At 61.9% G+C, this 16,163-nt stretch carries 23 protein-coding genes; 18 read left to right on the top strand and 5 right to left on the bottom strand.

From position 1 onward, the window contains the following. Positions 1-381: 381 nt before the first annotated feature. The 7 genes from IAE77_RS03120 to IAE77_RS03090 all read left to right on the top strand — a co-directional run bounded on the left by IAE77_RS03120 (position 382) and on the right by IAE77_RS03090 (position 3,276). Positions 382-579, top strand: a complete 198-nt coding sequence (locus IAE77_RS03120; protein ID WP_294221657.1) for a hypothetical protein — start codon at positions 382-384, stop codon at positions 577-579. A 1-nt stretch (position 580) separates the two neighbouring features. Then, positions 581-838, top strand: coding sequence for a hypothetical protein (locus IAE77_RS03115; RefSeq protein ID WP_294221654.1), 258 nt, complete (start codon positions 581-583; stop codon positions 836-838). 79 nt (positions 839-917) lie between these two features. Beyond that, positions 918-1,130: a hypothetical protein gene (locus IAE77_RS03110; RefSeq protein WP_294221651.1), complete on the top strand. Its 213-nt coding sequence runs from the start codon at positions 918-920 to the stop codon at positions 1,128-1,130. Further along, positions 1,127-1,435 carry a type II toxin-antitoxin system RelE/ParE family toxin gene (locus IAE77_RS03105; protein ID WP_294221648.1) on the top strand — a complete coding sequence of 103 codons (309 nt, stop codon included), beginning with the start codon at positions 1,127-1,129 and terminating at the stop codon, positions 1,433-1,435. Before IAE77_RS03110 ends, IAE77_RS03105 begins: the two co-directional genes overlap by 4 nt. A 77-nt stretch (positions 1,436-1,512) precedes the next feature. Beyond that, positions 1,513-1,758: a ribbon-helix-helix protein, CopG family gene (locus tag IAE77_RS03100; RefSeq protein WP_294221646.1), complete on the top strand. Its 246-nt coding sequence runs from the start codon at positions 1,513-1,515 to the stop codon at positions 1,756-1,758. Positions 1,759-2,379: 621 nt separating this feature from the next. Then, positions 2,380-2,742 (top strand): hypothetical protein, encoded by a 363-nt coding sequence (locus IAE77_RS03095; RefSeq protein WP_294221644.1) that lies wholly within the window; start codon positions 2,380-2,382, stop codon positions 2,740-2,742. A 381-nt stretch (positions 2,743-3,123) separates the two neighbouring features. After that, positions 3,124-3,276 (top strand): hypothetical protein, encoded by a 153-nt coding sequence (locus tag IAE77_RS03090; protein ID WP_294221642.1) that lies wholly within the window; start codon positions 3,124-3,126, stop codon positions 3,274-3,276. Positions 3,277-3,297: 21 nt separating this feature from the next. Here the strand turns inward: IAE77_RS03090 and IAE77_RS03085 are convergent, their stop codons facing one another. Both IAE77_RS03085 and IAE77_RS03080 read right to left on the bottom strand, forming a co-directional pair. After that, positions 3,298-3,954, bottom strand: a complete 657-nt coding sequence (locus IAE77_RS03085; protein ID WP_294221640.1) for a peptidoglycan recognition family protein — start codon at positions 3,952-3,954, stop codon at positions 3,298-3,300. A 142-nt stretch (positions 3,955-4,096) separates the two neighbouring features. Further along, positions 4,097-4,441 carry a hypothetical protein gene (locus tag IAE77_RS03080; RefSeq protein WP_294221637.1) on the bottom strand — a complete coding sequence of 115 codons (345 nt, stop codon included), beginning with the start codon at positions 4,439-4,441 and terminating at the stop codon, positions 4,097-4,099. A gap of 62 nt (positions 4,442-4,503) precedes the next feature. Between IAE77_RS03080 and IAE77_RS03075 the strand changes: the two genes are divergently transcribed. From IAE77_RS03075 to IAE77_RS03055, 5 genes are all read left to right on the top strand, one after another. Beyond that, a complete protein-coding gene (locus IAE77_RS03075) occupies positions 4,504-5,370 on the top strand; it encodes a serine hydrolase domain-containing protein (protein ID WP_294221635.1) in 867 nt (288 codons plus the stop codon). A gap of 99 nt (positions 5,371-5,469) precedes the next feature. Continuing rightward, entirely contained in the window at positions 5,470-5,982 is a 513-nt protein-coding gene (locus IAE77_RS03070) for an RNA polymerase sigma factor (RefSeq protein WP_294221632.1), read from the top strand. After that, the gene (locus IAE77_RS03065) at positions 5,975-6,322 is read left to right on the top strand and encodes a hypothetical protein (protein WP_294221630.1); all 348 of its coding nucleotides are present in this window, start codon (positions 5,975-5,977) and stop codon (positions 6,320-6,322) included. Before IAE77_RS03070 ends, IAE77_RS03065 begins: the two co-directional genes overlap by 8 nt. Then, positions 6,319-7,164 carry a periplasmic heavy metal sensor gene (locus IAE77_RS03060; RefSeq protein WP_294221627.1) on the top strand — a complete coding sequence of 282 codons (846 nt, stop codon included), beginning with the start codon at positions 6,319-6,321 and terminating at the stop codon, positions 7,162-7,164. Before IAE77_RS03065 ends, IAE77_RS03060 begins: the two co-directional genes overlap by 4 nt. Positions 7,165-7,341: 177 nt before the next feature. Then, on the top strand, positions 7,342-7,755 hold the full coding sequence (locus IAE77_RS03055) for an RNA-binding protein (protein ID WP_294221624.1): 414 nt from the start codon (positions 7,342-7,344) through the stop codon (positions 7,753-7,755). Between the two features lie 50 nt (positions 7,756-7,805). Here the strand turns inward: IAE77_RS03055 and IAE77_RS03050 are convergent, their stop codons facing one another. After that, entirely contained in the window at positions 7,806-9,104 is a 1,299-nt protein-coding gene (locus IAE77_RS03050) for an MFS transporter (protein ID WP_294221621.1), read from the bottom strand. A 152-nt stretch (positions 9,105-9,256) separates the two neighbouring features. Between IAE77_RS03050 and IAE77_RS03045 the strand changes: the two genes are divergently transcribed. The 6 genes from IAE77_RS03045 to IAE77_RS03020 all read left to right on the top strand — a co-directional run bounded on the left by IAE77_RS03045 (position 9,257) and on the right by IAE77_RS03020 (position 15,000). Continuing rightward, on the top strand, positions 9,257-10,117 hold the full coding sequence (locus tag IAE77_RS03045) for a hypothetical protein (protein ID WP_294221616.1): 861 nt from the start codon (positions 9,257-9,259) through the stop codon (positions 10,115-10,117). A gap of 141 nt (positions 10,118-10,258) precedes the next feature. Continuing rightward, positions 10,259-11,806, top strand: coding sequence for a Gfo/Idh/MocA family oxidoreductase (locus IAE77_RS03040; protein ID WP_294221614.1), 1,548 nt, complete (start codon positions 10,259-10,261; stop codon positions 11,804-11,806). Between the two features lie 102 nt (positions 11,807-11,908). Further along, positions 11,909-12,268 carry a DUF4870 domain-containing protein gene (locus IAE77_RS03035; protein ID WP_294221612.1) on the top strand — a complete coding sequence of 120 codons (360 nt, stop codon included), beginning with the start codon at positions 11,909-11,911 and terminating at the stop codon, positions 12,266-12,268. 97 nt (positions 12,269-12,365) lie between these two features. Then, positions 12,366-12,866: a hypothetical protein gene (locus tag IAE77_RS03030; RefSeq protein ID WP_294221610.1), complete on the top strand. Its 501-nt coding sequence runs from the start codon at positions 12,366-12,368 to the stop codon at positions 12,864-12,866. 11 nt (positions 12,867-12,877) lie between these two features. Further along, a complete protein-coding gene (locus IAE77_RS03025) occupies positions 12,878-14,665 on the top strand; it encodes a prenyltransferase/squalene oxidase repeat-containing protein (protein ID WP_294221608.1) in 1,788 nt (595 codons plus the stop codon). Positions 14,666-14,751: 86 nt separating this feature from the next. Continuing rightward, positions 14,752-15,000, top strand: a complete 249-nt coding sequence (locus IAE77_RS03020; RefSeq protein ID WP_294221605.1) for a DNA-binding protein — start codon at positions 14,752-14,754, stop codon at positions 14,998-15,000. A gap of 53 nt (positions 15,001-15,053) precedes the next feature. On the opposite strand, the gene IAE77_RS03015 is transcribed toward IAE77_RS03020, so the two are convergent. Together IAE77_RS03015 and IAE77_RS03010 are read right to left on the bottom strand one after the other, a co-directional pair. Next, the gene (locus IAE77_RS03015) at positions 15,054-15,560 is read right to left on the bottom strand and encodes a hypothetical protein (RefSeq protein ID WP_294221602.1); all 507 of its coding nucleotides are present in this window, start codon (positions 15,558-15,560) and stop codon (positions 15,054-15,056) included. After that, positions 15,557-16,153 (bottom strand): hypothetical protein, encoded by a 597-nt coding sequence (locus tag IAE77_RS03010; RefSeq protein WP_294221599.1) that lies wholly within the window; start codon positions 16,151-16,153, stop codon positions 15,557-15,559. Before IAE77_RS03010 ends, IAE77_RS03015 begins: the two co-directional genes overlap by 4 nt. Positions 16,154-16,163 lie beyond the last annotated feature (10 nt).

Genomic DNA, 16,163 nt, shown 5'->3' with positions numbered 1-16,163 from the left:
CACTGCTCGCTTTCGCCGCTGTCATCGATTGGATGCAGCCGCTCAAGAGGTTTTAAAACACTGCCTAAGTTGAAACCATGCCTGTTTGCGCTGTTTTGAAGAACTGTCGCTGCGTAACGGGCCAAGGCCAGAATTCTCGTGTCGTAAAATGGTAAAATGTAAAATGGTGTAAAATGGGGTCAGTGTGCAACTGTCTGACAAAGTGGCGGCCCCTCTCTTGTCTTTGTCAGGCATAAGAGGAGCCCGTGCCGTTGGAGCTTGCCCGGAGCAGGCGAAGGCATCCGAGGGTCCCATGACGGCCACCCTGACCGCCCCGGTCGAAGCCGTGCTCCGGGCCGCATCGGGTGTTGCAAAGGCTTTTGACTCCTCCAAACTACCGACATGAGCGCCATCGCCATGCTTCAACTCAAACAGCAGCTCTCCCAGATCACGGAAAGGGAGCGGCAGGAGATCAGCGCGTATCTGCACCGCTTGAAACAGCAGACGCCGGCCTGGCAGAAGGAGATGACGCGCCGGATGGCCGAGATGGATGCCGGCAAGAAGTTCCGGCTGCCCCGCAAACCAGCCGCCGCACGCTGACATGGCGGCGAAATCCTACGAGCCTGTTTTGTCCGCGAGAGCGTGGGAGCTGTTCGGCTCCCTTTCCCGCAAGCGACAGCAGCGACTCGCCAAGATCATCCATCAACTGGCGGACAACCCTGGCCGCTTAGGAGACTACCAAACCGCGGACAGCACAGGCCGACATTTGGAGAACCTGCGGGTCGAGGACTACCTGCTCACCTATTGGGCGGACGGTCCGGTGCATGAGTTGAGAATCCTCGACATCGTCCTTTTGTGATCTCGGTTGTCATCGCCAAGCACGAGGAAGCCGGGCAGTTGGAGCTTGCCCGGCGTGGGCGAAGGAATACGATGGTCCGATGACTGCCACCCTTACTGCCCCGGTCGAAGCCTTGCTGCGCGAGCAAGTCGCCAACGGTCACTTCCCGAGCATGGATCGGGCTTTAGAAGCCGCAGTGAAGACCGTGTTTGGCCGTCGAGCCTCTCACGCGCTCGAATCGCTGCTGGACGAGGCGCTTTCGCATCCTGGCAAACGCGTCCCCCTCTCGCAACTGCGCCAGAAAACAGCATGAAGCCGGTCGTCTTCAACCCGGTGGCGGTGGATGACTTGGAAGAGATCGTGAACTACATCTCACAAGACAACGCTGTGGCCGCCGAGGATGTGCGCCGTGATCTTCTCGACACGGCCGAAGCGCTGGGTGATCAGCCAGATCTGGGTGTGCGTCCGCGATTCAGCGCGCCTCGCTTCGCAGGCATCCGCTTTCTGCCCGCAGCGCAGTATCCCAACTACCTGCTCTTTTATCGCGAACTGGCTGATGAAGTCGAAGTCCTGCGCATCCTCCACGGCGCGAGGAACCTTCCGCCGTTGTTCGAGTGACATCGGGCTGCAACGGTCGCACGCGGACCAGATTGGGTATTGCCGCCGAGCATGGCTTGTATTTCCATGCGCCACTCATGAGCACTTTTTCCCTCAAACTCCCCGAATCGCTGCTGCTCCGGTTGGAACAGGAAAGCCGTGCGCGGCGTCTGACGAAGTCGGCGGTGGTCCGCGCGGCGCTGGAACGTGAGCTGGAGCTGGCGAAATCGGCCTGTGCGACCTCCTGCTACGATCTAGCGCGTGATTTGGCAGGGTCTGTCCGCAAGAAGCTGCCGAAGGATCTGGCGACGCATTCCAAATACATGGAGGGCTTTGGCCGGTGAGGCAGACGGTGCTGCTGGGCATCGGGCCGCTGGTCTCCTTCCTCGCCGCCGGTCTGGAGCACCACGAGTGGGTGGCGGAGCAGTGGAAACGGCTGAAGCCGCCGATGCCCACCTGCAAGGCTTTTCTAACCGAGGCCGCGTTCCTGCTCAAGCGCGGGGGAGTGGACACCGATCCGCTCTTTGTCCGGCTGGAGCGCGACGGAGGGCCTCCTCTCAGATGGGCCAGAATGTGGCTTATGGGCGCTGGGGAGAACTCTCTGGGAACCGTTTCCCACCGGGAGTCCGTCACCGCACCACCCATCCACGAATTTGGCCCGTTCTCCGGCCCCCAAGCTTCCAAAACCCCGAAAACCCTCGCTCGGAGGGCTCCCTCCGTGGCTCCGGGGGACGCCCAGATCAGTGACGCGCCGGCTGCTTTTGCAGCAGCGCCACCAAACGCAGCAGGTCTTCCTCGCTAACACCCACGAACGAATCCAGCGACCGCAATCAACCCGATCTCATTATCCAACCGCCTGGATGGCTGCTCCGCCCTGGACCGCTGACAGGAGGTGACGCCAAAATGTGTCACAGGGTGATCCAAAGCGTCTAACTCCACGTGGAACCTTAACCCACACCACCACCATGCCCTCAGTCAAAGACGCCCTCAAAGCTGTGTTTCAGAAGAATGGACCCAAGATCCAGGAGCTCATGAATCAGTTTGATGAATTGAAGAAGAACATCATCGCCAAACAGGAGGTCAAGGCGAACTATCAGGCCGAACTGAAAAATGGTGTGCAGAACGAAGACGTCAAAGGTGTCATCTTCAATCAAATGCGCGGTGTCCAGAATGACATCGCCGACTACTCCAAGCAGGTGGATGCACTGATCAACAAGGCGGAAAGGCTTGGTGGGAAGGAGCAGGCGGCCGGAATGCGCGCTGCCCTCGAGAACCTCCATGGCTACGAACATCAGAAGGGCATCAAGCAGAACGCCAAGGGCCTCTGACAGAAATGACGTCAGGCTGCAACTGTCTGACGAAAGGGCTGCCCTTGCATTTTCATAGCCGGGCGCACGAGGAAGGCGGGCTGTTGGAGCCTGCCCGGCGCAGGCGAAGGAAGACGATGGTCTCATGACGGCCACCCAGACCACCCCTCCCCGGTCGAAGCCTTGCTCCGCGAGCAAGTCGCCAACGGTCACTTCCAGAGCCTGGATCGGCCCTTGGAAGCTGCGATGAAGACCGTTGATGGCCGTCGGGCATCCCATGTGTTCGAATCGCTGCTGGACTGCCATTGGAACCCCGGCCCTTTATCGCGATCTCGAACTCTGGGATGCCCCCCACTGGCAAGACGACCACCAAGCCCTTCCGTGAGTCCAGACGGCACCCTCATGGTCACCGACGGCATGAGCAAAAACGTCGGCGGCAAGGGCAACGAATGGGGCATCCAGGTCGCCGACTTGAACGGTGGCAGGTGGGACCATGTAAATGACGGGCCGTTTGCGCGGTTGATGGTGGCGGAGAGGCGGCAATCTGCGCCATGACCAAAATCTTATCGAATCGGCTTAGCGCGTGGCGTTTTTCAGACGCTCAAACTCCGCCTCGATGAGCTTCATGCCCTCGCCCCGGCCATCCTGGCTCATGGTCTTGCCGCGCAGCCAGCGGTAGATGGCGTCGTTCGGGCAGTTCGTCTCCGCCAGCTCGCGGTGGGCGCGGATGTCTTTTGGTTGCAAGCCATGCTTCACCAGCAGCTCGGCCACCAGCACGGCGGCTCGTTGCATGGCCGCCGGCTCCAGCAGTTCAGGATGGTCCACCAGTTCGCCATTCCGCACCCGGCCGCCGCAAAGGAAGGACACGGTGAGATGCCCTTTCGTGTGACCGGGAATGCGTTCGCGTGCCTTGGCACGAAAAGCAGAGGCGACCTGGATCTTGCCCTCGTGGATGGAGGCGACCTGCGTCTTCAACTCCTCGGGACTGAGGTAGTAGGTGTTGGATGCCGGGGCCAGCGTGGTGCGGCGGCCCTCGTAAATCTGGCCGCTGTCGCCGACGATGAAGTGGTAGGCGATGTCGCCAAAACCGCGCTCCCGGTGCCCGCTCTGGTTGCTTTTGATGCGTGTCGCCTCCCCGAGCACCGGCAGGCCGGTGTCCGTTTCTGCGGCAAACAGGGTGAGCACGCCAAGCAGGGAGGAGACGGTAAGGGCGAGGGGCAAAGGTTTCATCATGGCATTGTGATGTCGGAGTTTTGTGCTGAGGAAGGTGTGAGGCAGACGCTGGTGCATGCGGGAGGACGGCGGCCATGCCTGCACGCTGTCTAAAGAGACGAAAACCTTCCTCATGCCCCTGGTGAACCCGTTGCCAAGTTCGTTAGTTCACACTGGCCTTGGCGAAGAACTCGGTGCTTTTCACGGCCAGAGTCGGGGGGGAGCCACCATCGCCGGGGGTTACAGTGAAGGTGACGAGACCGTCGAAGCCCTCGTCACCGAACTGCGACCAGACAGCTATGCCGACGAGGAGCACGGTCTCGGGACCACGGACCGCGATCTGGACGTCATGCAGGCGGAGGAAGCGGGCATTCTTGGCGGGTTGTTTGCCCTTGTAGGCAGCGGTGACGGCTTTTTCCGCGGCGGCCAGGAAATCCGCTCCGGGGGAGACGGTGTTCGTGATGCTGTGGAGTTTGGCCGCAGTGGTGTCCAGCCCGTAGAACGTCATTTGGGCCACCAGGGAGGATGATTCCGCCCAAACGGTGACGTTGTGGCCGTTGTCCGGATCCGGTGTCGAAGTTCATTCCCGAGTTCGCCGCGCTGAAGACGCCTTCCGGCAAGCCGGCGAATCTCACGGTCACGCAGGTGCTCACGCACACCTCGGGCCTTGGCGAGGCGAAGGGGCCGAAGGCTGACGAAGCGCACACGCTGGCCGACATGGTGCCCATCTGGCTGGCGACGCCGATGCAGTTCGAGCCGGGCACGCAATGGAAGTACTGCCAGTCCGGCATCAACACGGCGGCGCGCATCGTCGAAGTGATCAGCGGCATGACTTTTGACGCGTTTTTGCAGAAGCGGCTGTTTGAACCGCTCGGCATGTCGAACACGACCTTTTATCCCACGGATGCGCAGTGGGCGCAGGTGGCCACGGGTTATGCGAAGAACAAGGAGACGGGCAAACTCGAAGCCGTGCCGCCGCGTGGCGACTTCGGCAAGCGCGGACGGCCGCCGCAGGGCAATGGCGGCCTGTATTCCTGTGCGAAGGACTACACGCGCTTCTGCCGCATGCTCATTAATGGCGGCACGCTGGATGGAAAACGCATCCTCAGCCCCGAGGCGGTGAAAACGCTGTCCTCCGTGCACACTGGCGATCTGCCGTGCGGCTTTTTCCAGCGGGCGGAATTCGGCAATCACGGCGCGAACTACGGCTGGGGCATCGGCGCATGCGTTTTGAAGGAACCGCATGCCGGTCTCGCGGAAATGCTGTCCGCGGGCACCTTCGGTCACGGCGGTGCGTGGGCCACGCAGGCGTGGATCGATCCGAAGAAGGACGTCATCTACGTGCTGATCGTGCAGCGCGCGAACTTCCCGAACAGCGACGCCAGCCCGGTGCGCGAAGCGTTTCAAAAGGCGGCTGCCAAGGCGCTGGCGAAGTGAGGCTGCGCTCCACAGGGCCTGGCGCGGGGTGACGGGTGATGTTTTTTCCGCCACGCGTGTCATACATGCGGCCCTACCGCGTCACTCAGCGGGAAATGAATGGAGCGCGACATCGCCGACCAGCTCGAAACCCTGCATCCCGACGCTTTCGGCTGGGCGCTGCATTGCTGCGGGGGCGACCAGGCGAGGGGGGAGGATGTGTTGCAGAACGCGTACCTCAAACTCGCGCAGGAGAAGGCGCGGCACGACGGCGGTTCGAGTTTCAAAACCTGGTGGTTCGGCGTGATCCGTCTCACCGCGATGGAGGAGCACCGTCGGCAGCGCTATCGCGAGTCGCTCGTGGGAAAGCTGCTCGCGTTTTTCATCGAGGAACCTCATCCCGCGCCGTCACGCGCCGTGGAGGTGAAAGAGCGCCACGAGGAGCTGCGGCGCTGCCTGGGCCAGCTTCCCGCGCGCCAGGCGGAGGTGCTGCATCTGGTGTTTTACCAGGATCTGACCATCAACGAAGCGGCGCAGGTGATGAAGATCGGCGTGGGTTCCGCACGCCAGCACTACGAACGCGGCAAGGCGCGCCTGCGCACGTTGCTACAACCCGGTTTGAGCCATGATTGACGATCCCGAAGACGACCTGCGCGACCGTTTCGCCAGACAGCGGCGTTGCGATCAGGAAAACGCCCCGGCTTGGCGTGCGGAACTGCTGCACGCGCCGGTCAGGCGTCCTCGCGGCGCATCCTGGCGCTGGGTTCCGCTTTCGCTGGCCACGGCATGTGTCGCGCTTGCGGCCTTGTTGATCAGTCACCGGCCCGGAGCCGAGCCAAGCCTGAGCAATCTGCCGCCGCTGTTTGATTCACGTGACGGAGAGTTGTTTGCGGGGCTGGACCCGGCTTTCCCTGCCTTCGAGGCTCCCTCGGATTTTCTTCTGCCAACCCACCTCAACCTGCACCTCCCATGAAATCCATCGCCTGTCTCCTTGTTTTGCTTTGCCCGGCCTTTCTTCACGCTGCGAGCGTGGATGAATGGCTGAAAACCGGCCTGTTGCATCCCGACATGATCGCCGCGGTCAGTGACAAACTCCAGCTCACCGCCGACCAGCAGGAGCGGTTGAGTTCACAACTCGATGAAGCGCGGAAACAGGCCGAACCGCTCGAAAAGACAGTCAAAGAGGAGCAAAAGGCGCTCAACCGGTTGCTGCAGGACACCACATCCAGCGCGGATGCCGCGAGCGCCCAACTGACGAAGCTGTTAAGTGCCGAGGCGGCGGTGAAGCAGTTGCAGCTCCGCACACTGGTGGGCGTTCGGGACGTGTTGACGCCGGAACAACTGCAGAAAGCCAGGAGGCTCAATCCACCAGGCGTCGCGACGCGTGGGGACCTCGAAGCGAAGCTGAACGACAAGGCGAACCAATTGCGCGCGGCGGTGGAAGGCCTTGGGATTCCGACCACGGAGGCGATGAAAGCGCGTGGCGGCGAAATCGAGCAGTTGATCAAGAGCGGCGAGCTGGCCCAGGCGGACGCCGCGCTGGATCAACTGATCAAGGATTCGCACTTCAAAGAGCTCGAAGCCGAGCCTGAGGCGGTGGATTTTTCAAAGTTCGAGCCGGGTGACACCGATTTGGAGACACTGCGGCAGCGCTACGAAACCCTGCAAACCGCCGGACAGGAGATCATCAACCTCCCGCTGCTGCGTGAGCTGCTTCAGGCGAAGGAGGCCTTCGAGGAGGCCAAAGCAGCTCAGGACGCCGAGAAAGTCGGCCGCATCCTGACCTATGTGGAAGGCAGGTTGAAAAAAGACTGACGCCCCTGTGACAGGCGTCATTTCTGCCCGAAAGATTCGTTTGCCTTTGGCAGGATTGCTGCGATAGAGCGTTTCAGGTCACCTGTTAAGGGTAAGGCTCAGTTGTTCATCAGGTGATTCAAGCGTTGGTGTTCATGGGTTTTGCTCTGTTTCTGGAAGCCGCACCCAAACAACGATATGAATACCAAGATGTACGTGGGCAATCTGCCCTTCGCCGCTCAGGAACAAGACGTCCGTGAGCTGTTTTCTCAATTCGGTGGCGTCACCGAAGTCTTCCTGCCGATGGACCGCGAGAGCGGCCGCCCGCGCGGTTTCGCCTTCGTGACCATGGATTCGCCCGAGGCGATGACGGCTGCGATCAATGGCCTCAACGGCCAGGAATTCCAGGGACGCAAACTGGCCATCAATGAAGCCCGTCCGCGTGAGGAACGCCCGGGTGGCTTTGGTGGTGGCGGCGGCGGCCGTGGTGGTTACGGTGGTGGCGGCGGCGGTGATCGCGGCGGCTACGGTGGTGGCGGCGGCGGTGGCAAACGCTTCGAGCGTCGTGACCGCGGCAACCGCGACGGCGGCGGCGAAGAAGGCGGCTGGTAAGCCCCTTTCCTCCTGATTGGTTTCCCGACCCGTGATGCAACGAGCAGCGCTTACGCGCTCTCCTGCGTCACGGGTTTTTCTGCGTTGACAAACAACGCAAAGACCCCTGCGAGCACGAACGCCGCCGCGCAGAGCCAGACGCCCTCGTGGAAATCGTGGTTCGTGTCGAAAAGCAGGAGCGTCTTGGTGAAGATGAGGGGGAGGATGGCCGCGCCGAAGTTCCCCCACATGTTTCCCCAGCCGAAAAGCTGCGCCTGATGCCTGCCACTGATGTCCTGCATGAACGTCCACATCGCCGGCAGGCCGAGATCGGCGAAGAACGTGACTGCACCGAAGGCGATGCCCATGCCCCACGCCGAATCCATGCGCAGAGCGAGCAGATAGAGCGCTGCCGCGCCAAACTTCGTCAGTGACATGGGCAGCACGCGTCCGAGACGCTTGCCGTGGCGCTTCGAGATGTAGTCGGTCATCAAGCCGCCGATGGGCAGCGCCAGGATGCCGATGGTGAGCGCCCCTGTCGTGACCAGGCCCGTGAGGCCATCGTCCAGATGCTTCACTTTTTTCAGGTAGTCAGGCAGGGAGAGGATCAGGAAGGCCCAGCCGATGTTCGTGAAGAACTGCACGCCGTTGGCCAGCCACAGGTTGCCGCTGCGGCAGGCGGCGAGGAATGGGAAGCGTTTGGGCGGGTCCTTCACGGGCTGGAAATCGCCACGGCCTTCGGCCAGCAGGCCGATCTCTTCATCATTGCAGCGCGGATGAAGGCGGGGATGCTCGCGAAAGACGGCCCAGTAGCATGCGGCCACCAGGATGCCGATCACCCCATAAAGCCAGCCGGCCCAGCGCCAGTCACCGGACTGCAGAATGACGAAGGCGGTGAGCCCCGGCGCCACAGCACCGCCGACACGCCCGCCCCACGAGATCACGCTGCTGGCAAACCCACGCGCCTCGATGTGCGCCCAGCGCGTCATCAAGCCGCTGCTGGCGGGATAATAGCCCGCCTCGGCCAGCCCGCACAGCATGCGGGCGGCGAACAAGGTCCAGAAGCCCAGGGCGAAGCTCGTCGCCGCGGTGAACAGCGACCATGCCGCGATGTAGATCGTGATCAGCATGCGGGCACCGAAACGATCGCTCAACCAGCCGGCGGGCACCTGAAACAGCGCATAGGCCCAGAAGAAGGCGCCTTTGATGCCGTCGATCTGGCCCTGATCGAGATGGATGTTCTTCTGGAAGGAGTCAGAACTCAGGATGTTCGCCAGGCAGATGCGGTCCAGATACATCAGGAAGGCCACCATCGTCGCCGTGGCGAGGATCTGATGGCGGACGGCGGTGGGGCGGGCGGGAGAGGACATCGGAAAGACAAGACGCAGGAATTTCACCAGCCCTAACAGGATTCCAGCTTGCTGAACGCATGCGGGGCGTGCATGGCCCTCATCCTGCGTGCCCAAAAAGGCGCATTGAATGCGATTGCGCGCAAACTCCACCTCACAATCGTTTCCTCGTCATGACTGCGATCAAAAACATCACCGCTTTGCTGGTGCTCAGCTTCCTCGCCTCCGGGGTGTTGGGCTGGTTCCTTTTCCAATCACGCTCCGATCTCCAGGACGCCCGTGCCGCGCTGGAGCAGGTCAAGGTCGAGCATGACGAGGCCTTGAAGGCGAAGGAGTCCGAATTCCAGCGCACGCTGGACGCGCAGGCCGCGCAGCATCAGAAGACGATCACCGCGCTCAACGACGAGCACGAGAAGAAAATCGACGAGCTGCGCAAAGGCGAGCGCCAGCGCCTGGCAACGGCGGCGAAGGAGTTTGAGAACATCTTCGAAGGCAACAAGATGACCATCCAGTACATCAATCTGCTGGAGGACAAGGTGAAGGCCGGACAGACGCTGTCGAAGGCCGAAGTCGAGAAACTGACCATCATCACCACCGGGCTGGGCTATCTGAAGAAGCAGTATCAGAAGCCGATGCAGGAGTTCCAGGAGCTGGCGAACTACTTCGAAGCCCAGGCGAACAAGCAGATCGAAAAACCGAAGGGTGGCTTCTTCAAGCGCATCTTCAGCAAGGAATTCCGTGAGCAGGAGAAGGAATACGCCCGCCAGGAGGGCGCGAAGGAGGCCTTCGAGCAGGCGCAGGGGAAGTTCACCTCCGTCTATTCCTCCGCCCAGAAGTCCATGGCCTCCGTGAACCTCGACGCCGACGCGCAGATTCAGAAGCTGCACGCCTACATCGACGACAAGCAGCAGATGAACGCCGAGGACCTCTCCTCCTTCTTCGACAAGGCCCGCAAGGCCCTGCGCACCCACCAGGACGTGCTCGATTTCGAGCCCGAGGCCGCACCGCTGCCCGCTCCGAAGCCGCAACCGTGACCCCAACGGCTTGAAATCCGGCTTCCGCCACCGGTTCAAAGGAAAGGTTGTCTTTTGCCGGGCGTTTTGGCTAGGCTTGTGAAATTACGTGGCCGCGTCCCGTGGGACGCGGCTTTTTCGCCCCTTCACCCTGTTCATCCCATGCAAACAAACCAGAACCAAACCACCCGCCGCACCTTCATCCGCGGCACTGTCGCCGGCGCTGCCGGCATCGCCGCCCTCCCGTCCTTTGCCGCTCCGCTCGGCGCGAACGCTGACGTTCGAGTCGCCGTCATCGGCTTCAACGGCCGTGGCTCCGGTCACATCGGCAGCCTGCTCGGCATCAAGGGCGTGCGTCTCGTCGCCCTGTGCGATGTCGATGACAAGGTGATGGCGAAGCATGTCGCCGCCCTGGCGAAGAAGAACATCACCGTGAAGCAGTACAAGGACTTCCGTGAGTGCTGCGCGGACAAGGAGATCGACGCGATCACCATCGCCACGCCGAACCACAGCCACACGCTGATCGCCATGACCGGCATCGCGAATGGCAAGCACGTTTACGTCGAGAAGCCCGTCTGCCACAACATGTGGGAAGGCCGCAAGCTCGTGGAAGCCGCCGCCGTTGCTGAAAAGCAGGGCCTCGTGGTCCAGCACGGCATGCAGCGCCGCTCCTCCCCCGGCTGGCAGGCCGCCATGGACTGGGTGAAGGCCGGCAACATCGGCAAGGTGCAGCTTTCCCGCGGCATCAACTTCAAGGCCCGCAAGAGCATCGGCAAAGTCGCCGCCCCGACCCAGCCGGACGCCAACGGCCGCATCGCCGGAGAATTCCGCGACACCGGCGGCAAGCCGCAGATCATCAATGTCGATTACAAGCTCTGGTCCGCCCCGCGTCCGGTGGCTCCCATGCAGCGCGAGCAGTTCCACTATGACTGGCACTGGCAGTGGGCCTATGGCAACGGCGACATCGGCAACCAGGGGCCGCATCAGCTCGACGTCGCCCGCTGGGCGCTGGGCAATCCGGACATGCTGCCCAAACGCGTCATGAGCTTCGGCGGCCGCTGGGGCTATCAGGACGACGGCCAGACCGCGAACAACCAGCTCGCGTTCTACCAGTGGGCTGAAGGCGCTCCGCTGCTGTTCGACAACCGCGGCCTGCCGATGAAGGACATGAACTGGACGAAGGGCCTGGAGCCCGTCTTCCGCATCAATGGCAAGACCGCTGCTCCTCGTATCGGCAACGTCGTCCATTGCGAAGGCGGTTTCGTCGCCGAGGCCAAGGCCTACGACAACGACGGCAACACGCTGACGAAGTTCGACAACTTCGACGACGGCGCCGACCACATGAAGAACTTCATCGAGTCCGTCCGCGCCGGCAAGATCATCAACAGCAACCTCCACGTCGCCCACGGCTACCACGCCGCGGCGCTGGCCCAGTTGGGCAATGTCTCCTACCGCCTCGGCAAGCAGTTGAGCGTGGACGAGATCAAGGAGCGCCTGGCCAACGACAAGGCCGGCCAGGAGACCTTCGCGGACTTCGTCGCCAACCTCGAAGCCAACAAGATCGACCTCGGTGCCGAGAAGATCAGCGCCGGCCCCTGGCTCGAATTCGACCCCGCCAGCGAGAAATTCGTCGGTGAGTTCGCCGAGGAAGCCAACAAGCTGGCCCAGGACGAATACGCCGCCGGTTTCGAGCTGCCGAAGATCGGCTGATCGCAGAACCATTGTGCGATGGTGTCACCTCACGCGGAGCCGGGAAACTGGCTCCGCGTTTGTATTTTCACCGCAGGTTCATTCTGTTAGTCTCGGCCCGCCATGGAAACGCCCACACCTCCACCCACGCTGTCCGGTGCCTCCAGCCCGGACGAAAAACTGCTCGGCATCGTCATGCACGTGTTGTGCCTGATCGGATTCCCCATCATCGGTCCGCTCGTCGTCTGGCTGATGAAGAAGGACCAAAGCCGCTACCTCGACCAGCAAGGCCGCGAACTGCTGAACTTCCAGATCAGCTACTGCATTTACGGCCTCCTCTCCGCCCTGCTCACCGCCATCCTCATCGGCATCCCGCTGCTGGTCGCCGTGGCTGTCGCCTCGGTCGTCTTGACCATCATCGGCATCGTCAAAGCCGCTGACGGCACGATCTATCGCTTTCCGCTCACGATCCGCATCCTGTGAGGACCGTTCCATCGATGTCTTTGGGCACCACACGGCCAAAACGGTTGCGGCTCCAGTGTCGCGATGCTAGCAGAGCGGCCCGTTTTCCCCCATTCAGATGCGCCCCAACCAACTTCTCAAAGCGATCGGCCCGGAACTGCGTCTGCAGATCATGACCTACATGCAGAACGATCAACGCGCCGCCTACAAGGCCGTCGTCGAATCGCTCGCCTCCGCCCGTCGTCTGCGTCCGACCTTCGTTTTGGAGAAATCCCGCGTCAAACAGGCCGAGTGGCTGCTGGAACAGCTCGCCACCAAGTCGAACGAGGAGGTCACCGCGCAGATCTTCCAGATCTGGCTGCTCAAAGGCCAGCCGCAGATGCTCATTACCTTCCTTGATGCCGCGCAGATCGCCCACGATGGCAAAGGTGAGGTCACCGAGCTGCCTGAAGTCATCGACGACGACAAGGCCGAGGCCGCTGTCTCAGCCCTGCTCGCGGCTTACCCCGCCAGCCATGCCGCACTCTACCTTTACATGTTCCAGGAACAGCGCCCCGGCGGCTGGGCCTCGATCACGAAGGCCATCGAAGCCCGTCCTGAGCTGAAACTCGCCGCCTGAGCGCCCGTGTCATGATGGACGCCCTCGACCGCGCCATCTCCAGCACGCAGGCTCATCTTGACTCGCTGCGCACGCCAAACGGTCATTGGGAGGGCCATCTCAGCAGCAGCGCCCTTTCCACGGCCACCGCCATCGTGGCGCTGACGCTCGTCGATCGCGAAAAACACGCCGTGCTCCTTCAAAAGGGCACGCAGTGGCTGTGCGATAACCAAAACACCGATGGCGGCTGGGGCGACACCACCCTCAGCAAGAGCAATCTCTCCACCACATTGCTCTGCTGGAGTGCGTTGCATTTGGGAGTGCGGGCGCCCTCGTCCGCCATCGAAAAAGCCGACTCGTGGATCATTTCTCACGTCGGCTCGCTGGAGTCCAAAGCCATCGCCAGGGCCGTCATCGCCCGCTATGGGAAGGACAAGACCTTTTCCGTGCCGATCCTCATGCTCTGCACGCTTTGCGGCACCTTGGGCAAAGACGGCTGGCGCCACGTGATCCCACTGCCTTTTGAGCTCGCTGCTCTGCCGCGCACTTGGTTTGGTGCCATCGGCCTGCCCGTCGTCAGTTATGCCCTGCCAGCCTTGATCGCCATCGGTCATGCGCGCTTTCATCACGCGCCGCCCGCCTGGTGGAACCCGCTGCGCTGGATTCGTGCCCTCGCCTGGCCCCGCATCCGCCCCATGCTGCAAACCTTGCAGCCAGGCAGCGGCGGTTACCTCGAAGCCACCCCGCTCACCAGCTTCGTCACCATGGCTCTCGCCGGAGCGAATCAACTCGACCATCCCTGCATCCCGCTGGCCGTCGATTTCCTCGTCAAATCCATGCGCGAAGACGGAAGCTGGCCCATCGACACCAATTTGGCGACTTGGGGCACGACTTTGTCCATTCGCGCATTGGATGGTTCCGTCTCTTCGCCCTCCGCTCTTCGCTCGTCGCTGCTTTCCCAGCAATACCGCGAAATCCACCCCTTCACCAACGCCGCGCCCGGCGGCTGGGCCTGGACCGATCTTCCCGGCGGCGTGCCCGATGCTGACGACACCTCCAGTGCTCTCGTCGCCCTCAAAACACTGGCGGCTCACGACGCGGACCTTCGTCATTCGTCATTCGTCATTCGCCATTGCCTCCCCGGCATCACCTGGCTGCTCGACCTGCAAAATCGCGACGGTGGCATTCCCACCTTCTGTCGCGGCTGGGGTGCCCTGCCGTTTGATCGCAGCACGCCCGAAATCACCGCGCACGCGCTCCTCGCCTGGTGGACTTGGCACGATGACCTGCCTGCGCCTGTGCAAAAACGCATCGTCACCGCCACCGGACGGGCGTTGGCGTATTTGGAAGCCTCCCAGCGTGAAGACGGCTCATGGATCCCGCTCTGGTTCGGCAACGAACACACGGCCGACGAATCGAATCCTGTCTATGGCACGGCCCAGGTCATCAATCACCTCGCCGGAAACACCCATCTTGCCACTTTGGCCGACTGGCTCATCCAATCCGGCCTCGATTACCTGCGTTCCGCCCAAAAAGCCGACGGTTCCTACGGTGGCGACGCCGATTCGCCCTCCAGCATCGAAGAAACCGCCGTTGCCGTTCAGGCCCTCTGCCAGGACAGGAGCGCGGACGCCCTCGTCCGCATTCAACAGGCGACTCAGTGGCTTTTTGACGCCACGAGCCACGGCACGCGTTTCCCTTCCGCCCCCATCGGCCTCTACTTTGCACGCCTGTGGTATCACGAGCAGCTCTATCCCGTCATCTGGTCACTTGGGGCCTTCCAGGCGGCACGGAAGGTGCTCGTCAGTGAGAAGCATTGACAACCGGGGCGCGATTTCTAGAATCGGCCTCGAAATTACCCGAAACAACAGCACAGCGACTCGTCAGGCAGTGGAGGTTACCGGCAATGAGGAACACAGAATTTGATGATGGTGGTGAACGGCGCCCGCCCAATCCGCCGCTGCATTCCGAAAAGATCGTCACCGAGCGGAAGATCTTCTTCCTTGATCTCAAGGAGAACGACCGTGGCAAGTTCATCAAGATCACCGAGGACGTGCGAGGCCGACGCGACACGATCATTCTCCCGATCGACGCCGCCCAGGAGTTCATGGACGCCATGATGCGCACCCTGGACGCCGCTGGTGTGGACGAATGAACGGTCGCAAGACGGTCATGTGAGACACGCCTGCTCCCACGAGCCAGCGACTGTTATTTTTGCTCCAGCGACAGCACAAAAATCAGGCGGCCATTTTTCCACTTCGGGCCGCCGATAAACAGCGGGCTGCCTGGACGCAGCACCGCCTCACTTTTCACCAGCACCTGCTGTTCGCGCCAGACCTGGAGGTGCAGGTTCACCCCTCCCTGGTCAGCCGGGCCTTTCGAGTCGATCTTCAAAAAGAGATCCCGAGACGGGACGACCCAGGACTCATACTCGCGGAAAATGTCCTGCTGGTGCTGCCCAAGGATTTCAAAGTGTTTGAACGAGAACACCTTGGACAGCCGCTCGTTGAGCTTGGGCAGGCTCGCGGGAGGCTTTTCCTGTGAACCGGTCAGTTGGGCTGCGTCATCGGTGGCAAAGATGAGCGCCCCCCACACCTTTCCTTCGGTGGCAGGCTTCGCCACGGGCAGCGTCCCGGCACCAGAGGGCGCGGCATCCTGCGCGATCACCCAGGGGCAAATCACCAGCGAGAAAAGGACTGGATGAGGCCACTTCATCCGCGTGGAGAGGTTTGCCAGAAGAAGGGATTTCCGCCGCTGTCCCGGGAAATGGTCAGCAACCGGGAACCGGACGCATCATACAGGGATGTGGCGGCGATTTCTGTCTCGGTCTGGCTGTGGTGCACATTCAGACCCGACACCTTGCGATCAGCCGGGACCGCATCGAGGCCATCAAGCATCAGAACCGTCGCCTGGGCGTCGCTGTCATGAAAAGTCCGGGCCTGCACCTGGGCACTGGGGGTGTAAGAGCTCAGAATCTGGCTGTCGGCCTGGTGGCCATCACGTGCCAGGGTCAAAAAGCTGATCACAGCGATCGCTGCCGCTCCTGCGACGGCAAACCAAGGCTGGCGGAGCCACTGCCAGACCGTGCTCGCTGAGAACCGCGATGAACGCGCGCCCTCTTCGACCTCCATTTGGGCGAGGCGCACCTGGATCTGTGAATTGAAGAAGTCGCCGTATGGAACAACCATTTCCTTGGGCAGATGAGCGCGGATGCCCTCGCTCAGGGCCTGCATTTCGAGCGCTTCCCGGTTCAGCGCCGGGTCCTGGGCGAGTTGCGCCTCAAACGCGGCCCGTTCGGCGGCGTTCATCTCGCCATCA

This window comes from Prosthecobacter sp. (assembly GCF_014879935.1).
Taxonomy (GTDB): Bacteria; Verrucomicrobiota; Verrucomicrobiia; order Verrucomicrobiales; family Verrucomicrobiaceae; genus Prosthecobacter.
This window is presented reverse-complemented; position numbering and strand designations above follow the sequence as displayed.